Genomic DNA, 12778 nt, shown 5'->3' with positions numbered 1-12778 from the left:
AAGTTTGCAAAATAAAATTTTAGGAGGAAAATATTATGGATTTTATGAAAAAATACGAATATTGGCTAAATTCAGATGCCATTGATGAAAAAGACAGGGAAGAATTGAAAAGCATTGCAGGGAATAAAAAAGAAATAGAAGATAGATTTTTCAAAGATTTGAGTTTCGGAACTGGTGGAATTAGAGGAGTTCGTGGAATTGGAACTAATAGAATGAATAAATATGTAATTAGAAAAGTAACTCAAGGACTTGCAAACTATATGCTAAGTTTTGATGAAAAAGCTGCAAAAGAAAAAGGAATTATAATTGCTCACGACTGTAGAATAGGTTCGAGAGAATATGCATTAAATACTGCAAGAGTAATGGCTGCAAATGGAATTAAAGCATATATTTATGAAAGTTTACGTTCAACTCCTGAATTGTCATTTGGTGTAAGATATAAAGGATGTATGTCAGGAATCGTTGTTACGGCTTCTCATAATCCAGCTGAATACAATGGATATAAAGTTTATTGGGATGATGGAGCACAAGTTGTTGATCCGCATGCACCAGCGATTGTTGAAGAAGTAAATAAAATTTCTACATTGGAAGAAATAAAAGTTATTTCTGAAGAAGAAGGAAGAGAAAAAGGATTAATCATTCAGCTTGATCATAAAATTGATGATGACTATATAGCAGCAATTAAAAAACAAACTATACATACAGATATTCCAGGAAAAGAAGATTTCAAGATTGTTTATACTCCGCTTCATGGAACTGGTGGAAGACCAATGAAGAGAATTTTATCTGAATTTGGATACAATTTTGAAGTTGTAAAAGAACAAATTGAGCCAGATGGAAACTTCCCAACTGTAGTTTATGCAAACCCTGAAGAAGTGGCAGCGTTCAAATTGGGAACAAAATTAGGAAACGAAATTGGAGCACAATTAATTTTGGCAAATGACCCAGATGCTGATAGAATTGGTATTGCGATAAGAGATGACAAAAATGAATGGTACTATCCAAATGGAAACCAAGTAGGATTGTTGTTATTACAGTATTTATTGAATTACAAAAAAGATATTCCAGCTGATGCACAAGTTATTACAACAGTTGTTTCAACACCTATGATTGATGTTGTTGCACCTGCCAAAAATGTTGGAGTTATGAAAACATTGACTGGATTTAAATACATTGGACAAAAAATTAGACAATTTGAACACAAAGAATTGGAAGGATCATATTTATTTGGATTTGAAGAAAGCTACGGATATTTGATTGGAACTCATGCAAGAGATAAAGATGCGTTAGTAACTTCAATGGTTATCTCTGAAATGGCAACTTATTACCACTCAAAAGGAACTTCTATTTACAAAGAATTACAAAAATTATATGAAAAATTTGGATATTATTTAGAAGGAATTAAATCAGTAATGTTAAAAGGTAAAGATGGAATTGAACAAATGGCAGCATTAATGTCTAACTTGAGAGAAAATGTTAAAGATGAATTGCTTGGTAAGAAAATTAAAATTAAAAGAGATTTCTTCTCACACAAAGAACATAACTTGGAAACTGGTGAGGAAAAAGAAATTAAATTGCCAAAAGAAAATGTATTACAATTCGTGCTTGAAGACAATACATTCATTACAGCAAGACCATCTGGAACAGAACCAAAAATCAAATTCTATTTCAGCGTAAATGCAGATTCTAGCGAAAATGTCAAAGCTAAACTTGATAAAACAATGGAAGAATTTTCTAAATTTATTGGATTATAATTTTTTGAATAAATATTTTGAAAAATTTGAAAAATAGAAGCTTGATAGAAGTTAAGTAAAAAATAAAATATAGAGGCAGGAAAATATTCTCGTGTTGAGAATAGCTTTCTTGCTTTTTTATTGGAAAAATAAAAAGAATGAAAACATTATTTTTTAAAATAAGTTAAATTTTTAGTTAAATTTCGATTTTTTTTTGAAAATGTATCATAAGTTACATATTTTAAAGATAAAAATATGATATAATAAAATAAATATTTGAATATAAAATATTTTTTGAATAAAATAATTTGCAAAAAGATTTTGAACTTTGATTAAAAAAATAAAGTATGAGGTGGTGTTTTTTATGGAAAAAGCGGATATGAAGGATCATTTGAATATAAATTTTGATCTGATTGAAAAAATGACTGAAATTAAGAAAGATTATATAGAGGGAACGGCGGATGTTGAGACGACAAAAAGGCGGATAAAGGAAACTTTTAAGGATAAAAAGATAACTCCTGCTGAGTTTGCTTATTCTGAACAGAAAATAAAAGATTTGGGATTTGATGATGAGACTGTTCATGATAAAATGAATGATGTGCTTGATTTGTTTGATGAAATTATTGAAAGAGAGAAACCTTCGCTGCCTGAAGGACATCCAATAAAAACCTATTTGAGGGAAAATGAGGCGGCTAGAAAATTAATTGCTGAAATGAAGGAAGAACTGAATAAAAAATTTATAAAAAATAGATGGCTGGAGTTTTACGATAAACTTTATACATTTAATTTGACACATTTGGCTAGAAAACAGCATCAATTATTTTCAATACTTGAAAGTAAAGGATTTGACAGACCGTCTAGGATAATGTGGACTTTTGATAATGCAGTCAGGGATAATATAAGTGAGGCTAGAAAGCTTTTAATGGAAGATAAAATGGAAGAATTTTATGCAAAACAGGAAATTGCTTTGGAATTGACGTTGGATATAATGCACAAGGAAGAAGAGGTTTTATTTCCGACTTCACTTAAAATGATTACTGAGGAAGAATTTAGAAATATGAGAAATGGGGATGATGAGATAGGATATTTCTTGATTGACAAGCCTAAAGGATTTTTGCCTGAGAAAAAAGAAGAAAAAGTTGAGAAAAATGAGAATGTGAATGTAAATGCGTCTCAAACAGGTAATTTTATGAGTGATTTAGCTGGACTTCTTTCAAAATATAATATGAATGCAGGTGGAGAAAAATCTGACGTGTTAGATGTTAAACAAGGAAAACTTACTTTGGAGCAAATAAACTTGATTTTCCAACATATGCCAGTGGATTTATCTTTTGTGGATGAGAATGAGATTGTTAAGTTTTATACTGATACGAAACATAGAATTTTTCCTAGAAGTGCGGGAGTTATAGGGAGAGATGTTAAAAACTGTCATCCGAGAGAAAGTGTTGCTTCGGTTTTGGAAATAATTGACGCATTTAGAAATAATGAGCAAGATGAGGTGGATTTCTGGCTTGAAATGAATGGGAGATTTATTTATATCTATTATGTAGCTGTGAGAGATGAAAATGGTATATTTAAGGGAGTCCTTGAGATGATGCAAGATGTTACAAGAATAAGAAGCCTTGAAGGAAAGAGAACGCTTGTAACTTGGGAAAAACCTAAAAAATCTGAAATTAATCAGGAAAATCAAAAAAATTCTGAAGAAGATAAAAATCCTTATGGATTAACAGAAAATACAATAATCGGAGAAATAATAGATAAATATCCTTATATAAGAGAATTTATGCCAACATTGTCGCCTACATACAAAAAACTTCTTGATCCAATTCAATATATGATAATGTCTAAAGTTGCAACGCTTGATATGATTGCGATGCGTGGTGGATTCCCTCTAGATGAGTTAATAGATAAAATCTCAGATGAAATTAAAAGGCATGAATCTAAAAAATAGTTTTATGGAAAGGAAAAATTAATGTTGCTACACTATTTTATTTCAGGTGGAATATTTATGTGGGGAATACTGGCGGCTTCAATTTGCGGAGTCGCAGTAATTTTGGAAAAATTATGGATTTTTTTTACAATGGAAAAAGATTTTACAAAAGAGTATAGAAAAGAGCTGTATAAGGCATTGCAAACAAAGAGTAAAGAGGAAGTTATTAAGATTACAAACTCAAAAAGAGATTCAGTTTCTAGAATTATTACAAAAACAATGGAAAATATAGATTTGGATTTAAATAAAATTGAGGAATCAGAGAAGGAATATCTTGAGGAAATAATAAGAGAAGCTGTTTTGGCACAAACAGGAAAACTGGAAAAAGGGATGTGGCTTCTTGGGGCAGTAGTAAATACAGCACCTCAGTTGGGGCTTCTTGGAACAGTTACTGGAATGATAACATCATTTTCGGCATTATCTGCAAGTGTGGAAAGTTCTAAAACAGTTGCAGCAGGAATATCAGAGGCTCTGTACACTACGGCGTTTGGTCTAATTGTGGCGATACCTACTTTAATCTTTTACAATTACTTTAATAGAAGAATAGATGCGACAGCGTTGGAAATGGAGAGAGCGGCTTTGCATATTATGGGAAGAGTAAAAAAATAGAATTATAAAGTATTGAAGGGAATAAAAAATGAAATTTTCTAATAGAAGGAATAGGCAGAATGCGGAAATATCAATGCTTAATCTTATTGATGTCATATTTATGTTATTAATATTTTTTATGATTGCCACGACATTTAATAAATATTCACAATTTCAGCTTTCTATTCCTAAATCGGATGCTAAATTTGATAAAAAAGAGGAGACGAAGGCAGAAATAATAGTTAATAGAGAGAAAAAATATTTTTTGAAGTTAGGAAACAATGTTAAAGAAATTTCGGGAGAGAATATTCATAATGAGATTTTGAGATTGCCAAAAGAGATGCTTGAAAATATGACATTGACGGCTGATGAGCATCTTGAATATGGATATATTGTAGAAATAATGTCGAAATTACGTAATGAGAATGTAAAAAATGTTAGTCTTAATATACAAAAAAATGATAAATAATAAATATTAATTTTAAGAAAAGGAGAGCGTGACAGATATATATAATTGTCATGCGGGAATGAAATTTATGTTAAAAAAAATTGCAATTTTAAGTTTAATTTTAGCTAGTCTTTCTTTGTATGCAGAAGGAAAATACGAGGGAAAACTTGAAGAAACAGTCGTAACAGCGACAGGATTTAATGATAATATTGACAATCAAATAAAAAATGTTACGATTATTACATCGGAGGATATTCAAGAAAAAGGGTATAATACTGTAGAAGATATATTAAAACAGGCACCAGGAGTTAATATAACACAAACTGGATTCGGTTCAGCGGTGGATATGAGAGGTCAAGGGAGATTTGGATTAGGAACGAGTGCAAACATTTCTAAAGCAGTTTCTTCAGTAAAAATCTTGATTGATGGAGATATTGCTATGGATACGATTGATACTTCCCATGCTTATATTCCTTTAAATACAATATCAGTTAATGATGTGGAAAGAGTAGAGATAATAAATGGCGGAGGAACAGTTCTGTACGGGAGTGGAACTCGAGGTGGAGTTGTAAATATTATTACGAAAGATAGAACAAAAGAAGGAGCTTCAGGCAAAGTTTACTATCAAAATAGCTCTTATGGAACAAATAAATTAGGATTTGATGCTGGAATAAATTATGGTAATAAATTTATCATTGATTTGGGGTATGAAAATGTTAATGGAAAAGGATATAGAAGAGGTTCTAAAGAAGCGTATGAATATTTGAATGGGAGCTTGAAATATAATATAACAGATAATCACAGTTTGAAATTTAAGGCGGCGAGATACAATTCAGAAGAAACATTGGCGTCAGATTTAACAAAATCGCAACTTTTGAGTGACAGAAGACAGTCTGGGACTTTGAGTGATCTTGATATTGATAGAAAAGAGTATAGCTTGGGATACGAAGGGAAAGTTACCGATAACTTGAAATTATCATTGACAGGATATAAACAGGATACAAATAAAATTATGTATGGAATGCCTAAAACAAAATTTGAAGATAATAAAAAAGGAATCAATTTTAAGGTAAATTATGGACTTGAAAATGGGAATATAATTTTTGGATATAACTACATCGACCATAAAGGAAGTAGAGAGCAAACTATATTTGGAACACCAATTATGAATGTTGATTTAGCGAAAGAGACGAATTCGTTTTATTTGATAGGACGGCATAAAATTGTTGGCAATTTAGAGGGAACAGCAGGATATAGATACGAAAGAGCGGAATATAAAACAAATAGGGAAGTTCCGTCTACGAGAATGCCGATACCTGGTGGAAGAGGCTTTGTGAATATTCCATCAAGAGAAATGCACGGTTCGAGAAAAGACAGCAATAGTGCTTATGAATTGGGACTTAATTACAAATATTCTGATACAGGAAATGTTTATGCGAAATATGAAAGAGGATTTAGATCACCAGCTGCAACAGAATTTGTTGATTATGCACCAGGAGCTAGAAATTATACTTTAAATAATTTAAAAACAGAAAAATTTAATACATATGAAGTAGGATTTAAAGATATGTTGTGGAATTCGTTTGTAAGTGCCACAGCGTTTCATACACAAACAAATAACGAAATATACTTGAATATGGATCACGGAGTATTGGGAGGACCAAGTACAGCAAGATGGACATTCCATAATTTAAAAGCTACCGAAAGAACAGGTGTAGAGCTATTTGCTGAGCAATATTTAGGTAAATTGAGAGTAAATGAGTCGTTTACATACGTGAATGCTAAAATTAAAAAAGTGGGAGATGATGTACTAACTTCAACAACTTATAATTTTAAAGATGGGCAAAAAATACCAGGAGTTCCATCTACAAAAGTTACATTAGGACTTGATTATGAAATAGCAGATGGTTTGAGAACTACTGCTAACTTAAATTATTATTCAAGCTCAGTGGATACCTACAATGAAAAAATACCTTCATATTCTACAACAGATTTAGGTTTAAAATACAAACATCAAAGTGGATTTGGGCTTAATGCAGGAGTAAAAAATGTATTTAACAAAAAATATAATGTCGCTCAAGGAAAAGATCCGCTTACAGGAAAGACAGTATATTCACCAGCTGACGAACGAACTTATTATATTGGAGCAAGCTATGAATTTTAGAAAAGTGAGCTTATTTCATAAATTTGTTTAGAACGTTAAAGAGAGGGAAAAAATGAAATTTTATATAATTTCAGTTATTTTAAATATTATGATTTTGTTTATTCCAGTAGCCTATTATACTTCAAATAGCAGTAAAAAAGAAAATAAGCAAAACGAGCCAATAACAGTAAATTTAAGTGAAGGTATGTTTCAAGATTCTTCGCAAGAAACTGCTGGAAATGAAAATATTGGAGAAAAAAATAATAAATCTGGAAATAATGAGAGTGTAAAGAATATTGATGATACTAAAAATACTGGAAATTCTGAAAAAATAGAAGTTTCAAAAAATGATGAAATCTCAAATTCACAGTCTGAATCTAACTCAAAGAAAATTAATAACTTGAATAATCAGAAAGAAATGAAAAAAGCTAAAAATACTAAATCAATCTCACAAAATGAACAAGAAAAAGAAGAGCTAAAAGTATTTCCATTAGAAAATAAGAAAAAGGATATTTCACAGGCTATTTCTGGTATTTCATCAACCTCACCTTTAGAATCAATATTTTCCTCAAAAAATACTGAAAAAATTTTACAAAAAAATGAGAACTTGAAAGTAATTTCAAAAGAAAATCTGACAAATGCAGTATCAACATCTACAAATATTTCAAAAAATATTTCAGAAAACGCTGCTGGAAATGACAAAAATGATTCTCATACTTATAAAACAAGAACTAATAGTGTTGCTGGAAAAAATGAGAATCAGGGAGATGGTACTAATAAAAACAGTAAAAGCAATTCTTTTATTCAAAAAGGAAGAAATAATGGGAATAATGGAAAAGATGGAAATAACAGGGGAAATATTAATGGAAAAGGTCAAAGTGGAGATAATTCAAAAACAGGAAATTTAGAAAAAATTAGCAAAAATTCTAGTAAAAATCATAATATTGAACGAAAAAGAAGTACTAAAAAAGGGGAAGAGGGAAATGAGAATGTCTGCAATGAAGGGAAAGATTTTACAGTTTCATACAATCCAAATTTGAGTTATCCAACTGGAGCTCAAAGGCTTGGGAATAAAGGAACTGTTACTGTTTTAGCAAGATTCAGTTTTAATAGCAGTGGTTCTGTTAGTGTGATTTCAGTATCAGGCGGGAGCTCAATATTTCAACAGGAGGCAAGGAGAGCAGCTGGTAGAATAAGAGTGAAAATAAAAAATCCTGAAACTTTGAAATGTACGATAACAAAACCATTTACATTTGAATATAAATAATCTAAAAAAGGTTAAAAAGGGAGTTGTATTTCTCCCTTTTGTTTTATCTGAAATTTTGTAATTTTTATTAAGATATTAATGCAAAAAGTTTGAAATCACATCTTACATATGGTAAAATATATTAAGTAATTTAAAAAAGGTAAAAAAATAATGATTGAAGTAAAAAATATTAAAGCATCGAAGGAAAAAAATATTGATGCAATATATATTCATATTCCATTTTGCAGCAAAAAATGCGAATATTGTGATTTTTGCACATTTGTGAGAATGGAAGAAGAATATAGAAAATATACGGATTATTTGATTAAAGAAATTAGAATGTATCCAAAAATTAAATATGATACAATTTATTTTGGCGGAGGAACGCCTTCTCTGCTGCCTGTTGAAATGATAAGCGAAATATTAAATGAACTTGACTGGTCTAAAAATGCTGAAATTACGCTGGAATTGAATCCAACGGATATGACTTTTGAGAAATTGAAAAAAATTCGAGAAAGTGGAATAAATAGACTAAGTATTGGAATTCAAAGTTTTCAAAATCATGTTTTAAAATTTATTGGAAGACAGCATAGTTCTGAGGATGCGATAAATGTTTATAAAATGGCAAGAAAAGCAGGATTCTCCAATATTACGGTGGATTTAATGTTCGGAATTCCTAATCAAAGTCTTGAGGATTTGCAAAGGGATCTTGATATTTTGCAGGGATTAAAGCCTGAAAATGTTTCGATTTATTCGCTTATTTGGGAAGAAGGAACGGTTTTTTGGAGTAAGCTACAAAAGGGTATTTTATCCGAAATTGATCAGGATTTGGAAGCGGAAATGTATGAGAAAATTATTGATTTTTTTGAGAAAAATGGATATTGCCAGTATGAAATTTCTAATTTTGCGAGAATTGACGACAAAGATAAAGATATTGAAATTAATAAAATAAAAAAATTTGAAGATTTAAGAAAAATGCAGAAAAATGCGGGAAGACATAATTTGAAATATTGGCGAAATCAGAAATTTATTGGCGTTGGAATGAGTGCAGCTAGTTATTTTGACGATAATAGGCATAGTAATGTGCGGACTTTTAAGAAATATTATAATTTGATTGATGATGAGAAATTTCCAATTGATGAAAATACAATTGAAAAAATTGATGATTTTGAAAAAGAAAAATTGAAAAAAATGTTGGGTTTAAGACTTATTGAAGAAGGGGTAAATTATAGTGAAAAAGATGCCAAAAAAGTTGAAAAACTTATAAAAAATGGATTGATTGAAGAGTTTTTTATTGAAAAAAATGAAAAAATAAAATTTAAAAATAAAAAAATTTTGTTAAAAATTATGAAAAAAGAATAAAATTGACAAAAAAAGGACTTTTTTTGGCAAATAATGTATTTGTTGAATTTATTTAAAAAAAGGTTATAATAAAATAATTATAGATAACAAAAATTCTTTGATTTTTAAAATAGGAGCAAAAAAATGGAAAAAAAGAAATAAAACTTGATTGTGAAAAAATAAAAAAAAATTACAATGAAATTTTGGAAGATATAAAAAAATACTCTTCTAATCCAGGAAAAGTGAAACTTTTGTTTGTCAGCAAATATTTTGATGTTTGTCAGCACAAAGAAATTGTCAAAATGGGATACAATTATTTCGGAGAAAATAGAGCGCAACTTTATCGGGATAAATTAAATGAAATTGGTAACAATGGTATCAAATGGGATTTTATTGGAAGATTGCAAAAAAATAAGATAAAGTATATAATTGATAGCGTAAATTTGATACATTCCATAGATTCATATGATTTACTTTTAGAAATCAATAAAAAGGCGGCTGAACACGGAAAAATTGTAAATGGACTTCTGCAAATCAATGTTTCAAAAGAAGAGTCAAAAGCAGGAATTTATATCGACGATTTTGAAAAGAATTACAAGAAATATTTTTCACAAGGTAATGTAAAAATAATAGGTTTTATGACGATGGCACCATTTTTGGCGACAGATTGTGAAATTGATAGTTATTTTAAAAAGATGCAAGAATTGAGAGAAAAATTTTCAAAAAAATATGATTATTTGACAGAGCTTTCAATGGGAATGTCAAATGATTATAAAATTGCTCTAAAAAATGGTACAACAATAATCAGAATTGGAAGCAAATTATTTGAATAGGAGGTTAGAATTTTGGGACTAAAACGAAAATTAATGGAATTTTTTGGGGATGACATTGAAGATGACGATGAAGAATTGGAACAATCGGCAGAAGAGAATAAAGAGGTAGAAAATCCAAAAACACAGCAGCAACCAAAGCCAAAACCGATTTTTAAAGAGGATAAACCTAATGAAGAAAAAAAAGGTATAGGTAGTATTTTTGGTGTAGGAAATAAGAAGGAGGAGAGTACAAAGATGGCAGCAGAAATGGCATCAGCTACAAAAGTTAGTTATGTTTCAATAATCAGACCAAAAGTTTTTGAAGATTCGAGACTTATTGCAGATGCGATAAAAGAAAATAAAGTGGTAACATTCAGTTTGGAATTCTTAGAATATGAAGTGGGACAAAGAGTAATAGATTTTGTAAGTGGAGCGGCATATGCTATGAATGCACACTTATCAAAAGTTACAGATAAAGTTTTGACTTCGATTCCAGTTGGAATAGATTATGAAGATATTGATGCTTCACTAGGTGAAGACTCTAAAGATAGCAATTATTTATAGTCATAAATTTCTTTTGATTCGTTTCATAAAAAGAATTATTTCTATTTTGTAATTATTAGAAATAGTTCTTTTTAATTTAAAAAAAATTTTTAAAAAATAGAAAAATTTGTTATAATGTAAAAAGAATATTTGAATATTAAATAAAAAAAAATAGGAGATGTAACTATGAAAAGAATAAATAAGAAAAAGATGTTATTTATTGTGGGATTCATGACCATGTCAGCCATTTCTTATGGTAAAGACGTTTTTGCAAATTATGGTATTAGTTTTGGGAAAGTAAACTTATCCAATGTTACAGGTATTGGTCCAGAAGATGCCAAAAGAATTAATGGAGCAACTTATCAGCTCGTTGGAAGCGGAGAGTACAGAATTATGGATGAAGGTGGAAGAAGACTTGTTGTTAATACGGCTAACGGTGTTCTAAATGGCAATTACACTGAATATTATGCAAATGGAAATCAATATACGACAGGAAGGTATACAAATGGAAAAAAAGAAGGAGAGTGGCTAGTTTACTACGAAAATGGAAAATTGTGGAAGAGATACCAATATGCTAACGATGAATTAAACGGAAGATATTATTCATATTATGGAAAAACTGGAAGTCAAGAAACGGTTGGAGAATATCAAAATGGAAAGATGACTGGAACTTGGATGGAATATTATGAAAATGGTTCTAAAAAATCGCAAGGAACTTATGCAGGAGGTTATAAAAACGGATTGTTTACTGAATGGAAAGCAAATGGTACAAAAGTTTCGGAAATTAATTATCAAAATGATCAAGTTAATGGTTTGATGAAGGTTTACTACGAAAATGGAAATTTATTTTACGAAGCAAATTTAAATAATGGAGCTGGAACTCTAAAAGGCTATTATACAAATGGAGCAGTTGGATTTACTGGAAATCTTAACGGTCGAAGAAGAGTTGGAACTTGGACTTACTATGACAAAGCTGGAAATTCGAGAACTGTAAATCATTAAAAATTAAAAAAAGGAAAAAAAATGTCATATTCAGCAAATTTAAAAAGGGAAATACTAGGTTTGGAAAATGAGAAAAATGAAGTGGTTTTTGCAGAACTATTTGGAATACTTGCTTCAAAAAATGCGATTTTGGAAAATGGGCTTTTTTTTAGCACAGAAAATGTTTCATTTGCCAAAAGGGTTTACTCAAATTTGAGAAGAGTTACAAATTTAGATATTCAGCTAAAATGTATCATAAGCAAGCGTCAATTGTTCTCGAAAACATATAGGATAATATTGATTCCCACAAAGCAAAATGAAAAAGAGTATAAAAGTTTTTTTGAAAAGCTATTTTCTTGTAAAAATTGTTCGGCAAAAAATGTTGAAGATGAAGAAAAAATTGCAGGAGTGATTCGAGGCGCTTTTCTTAGTTGTGGTTATATAAAAGCTCCTGAAAAATCTTATGCATTGGACTTTTTTTTAGACAGCGAAGATTTTTCAAACTTTTTATTTAATTTATTTAGCGAGATGGGGAAAAAAATTTCAAAAACTGAAAAAAAAGAGAAAAAAATTATTTATTTGAGAAATTCGGAAGATATCTTGGACATAATTTTTTTGATAGGAGCAGTAAATTCGTTTTTTGCATTTGAAGAAGTTACGATAAATAAAGAGATTCGCAATAAAATTAACAGAAATATGAACTGGGAAATTGCGAATGAAACAAAAAAAATCTCGGCGTCAGAAAAACAAATAAAAATGATAAAATACATTGACGAAAAAGTAGGTTTAGCTGAACTCTCAAATGTGTTGCAGGAAACGGCAAAGGCACGGCTGGAAAATGAAGAACTCTCGCTTCAGGAACTTGCGGATTTGATGAATATTTCAAAATCTGGAATAAAAAATAGATTTCGAAGAATTGAGACGATGTATAAAGATTTATTAAATTTTTAAAA

General features: G+C 29.8%; 11 protein-coding genes. All 11 read left to right on the top strand.

Annotation, left to right across the window (positions count from 1 at the left end; translation table 11 throughout):
* Positions 1-35: 35 nt before the first annotated feature.
* Positions 36-1754: a phospho-sugar mutase gene (locus AB8B22_RS09190; RefSeq protein WP_369710883.1), complete on the top strand. Its 1719-nt coding sequence runs from the start codon at positions 36-38 to the stop codon at positions 1752-1754.
* Positions 1755-2097: 343 nt separating this feature from the next.
* Positions 2098-3684 (top strand): PAS domain-containing protein, encoded by a 1587-nt coding sequence (locus AB8B22_RS09185; protein WP_369710882.1) that lies wholly within the window; start codon positions 2098-2100, stop codon positions 3682-3684.
* Positions 3685-3705: 21 nt separating this feature from the next.
* Positions 3706-4332, top strand: coding sequence for a MotA/TolQ/ExbB proton channel family protein (locus AB8B22_RS09180; protein WP_021745835.1), 627 nt, complete (start codon positions 3706-3708; stop codon positions 4330-4332).
* Positions 4333-4360: 28 nt separating this feature from the next.
* Positions 4361-4780, top strand: coding sequence for an ExbD/TolR family protein (locus tag AB8B22_RS09175; RefSeq protein ID WP_018498943.1), 420 nt, complete (start codon positions 4361-4363; stop codon positions 4778-4780).
* A 67-nt stretch (positions 4781-4847) separates the two neighbouring features.
* Positions 4848-6923, top strand: a complete 2076-nt coding sequence (locus tag AB8B22_RS09170) for a TonB-dependent receptor (protein ID WP_369710881.1) — start codon at positions 4848-4850, stop codon at positions 6921-6923.
* A gap of 52 nt (positions 6924-6975) precedes the next feature.
* Positions 6976-8169, top strand: a complete 1194-nt coding sequence (locus AB8B22_RS09165) for a TonB family protein (protein ID WP_369710880.1) — start codon at positions 6976-6978, stop codon at positions 8167-8169.
* A gap of 150 nt (positions 8170-8319) precedes the next feature.
* Positions 8320-9510 carry a radical SAM family heme chaperone HemW gene (hemW, locus tag AB8B22_RS09160; protein WP_419951016.1) on the top strand — a complete coding sequence of 397 codons (1191 nt, stop codon included), beginning with the start codon at positions 8320-8322 and terminating at the stop codon, positions 9508-9510.
* Positions 9511-9692: 182 nt separating this feature from the next.
* The gene (locus AB8B22_RS09155; RefSeq protein WP_369710879.1) at positions 9693-10322 is read left to right on the top strand and encodes a YggS family pyridoxal phosphate-dependent enzyme; all 630 of its coding nucleotides are present in this window, start codon (positions 9693-9695) and stop codon (positions 10320-10322) included.
* Between the two features lie 12 nt (positions 10323-10334).
* Positions 10335-10865 (top strand): cell division protein SepF, encoded by a 531-nt coding sequence (locus AB8B22_RS09150; RefSeq protein WP_237048713.1) that lies wholly within the window; start codon positions 10335-10337, stop codon positions 10863-10865.
* 165 nt (positions 10866-11030) lie between these two features.
* A complete protein-coding gene (locus tag AB8B22_RS09145; protein ID WP_314082597.1) occupies positions 11031-11846 on the top strand; it encodes a toxin-antitoxin system YwqK family antitoxin in 816 nt (271 codons plus the stop codon).
* A 21-nt stretch (positions 11847-11867) separates the two neighbouring features.
* The gene (gene whiA / locus AB8B22_RS09140) at positions 11868-12776 is read left to right on the top strand and encodes a DNA-binding protein WhiA (protein WP_369710878.1); all 909 of its coding nucleotides are present in this window, start codon (positions 11868-11870) and stop codon (positions 12774-12776) included.
* Positions 12777-12778: the final 2 nt, after the last annotated feature.

This window comes from Leptotrichia rugosa, assembly GCF_041200005.1.
GTDB classification, from domain to species: domain Bacteria; phylum Fusobacteriota; class Fusobacteriia; order Fusobacteriales; family Leptotrichiaceae; genus Leptotrichia; species Leptotrichia rugosa.
The sequence above is the reverse complement of the archived record's forward strand: the minus strand, read 5'-3'. Positions and strand labels throughout refer to the sequence as shown.

Excerpts from the sequence above, each read along its gene's own strand:
- AB8B22_RS09190 (WP_369710883.1), top strand. The coding sequence starts at position 36 with ATGGATTTTATGAAAAAATACGAATATTGGCTAAATTCAGATGCCATT.
- AB8B22_RS09185 (WP_369710882.1), top strand. The coding sequence starts at position 2,098 with ATGGAAAAAGCGGATATGAAGGATCATTTGAATATAAATTTTGATCTG.
- AB8B22_RS09180 (WP_021745835.1), top strand. The coding sequence starts at position 3,706 with ATGTTGCTACACTATTTTATTTCAGGTGGAATATTTATGTGGGGAATA.
- AB8B22_RS09175 (WP_018498943.1), top strand. The coding sequence starts at position 4,361 with ATGAAATTTTCTAATAGAAGGAATAGGCAGAATGCGGAAATATCAATG.
- AB8B22_RS09170 (WP_369710881.1), top strand. The coding sequence starts at position 4,848 with ATGTTAAAAAAAATTGCAATTTTAAGTTTAATTTTAGCTAGTCTTTCT.
- AB8B22_RS09165 (WP_369710880.1), top strand. The coding sequence starts at position 6,976 with ATGAAATTTTATATAATTTCAGTTATTTTAAATATTATGATTTTGTTT.
- hemW (WP_419951016.1), top strand. The coding sequence starts at position 8,320 with ATGATTGAAGTAAAAAATATTAAAGCATCGAAGGAAAAAAATATTGAT.
- AB8B22_RS09145 (WP_314082597.1), top strand. The coding sequence starts at position 11,031 with ATGAAAAGAATAAATAAGAAAAAGATGTTATTTATTGTGGGATTCATG.
- whiA (WP_369710878.1), top strand. The coding sequence starts at position 11,868 with ATGTCATATTCAGCAAATTTAAAAAGGGAAATACTAGGTTTGGAAAAT.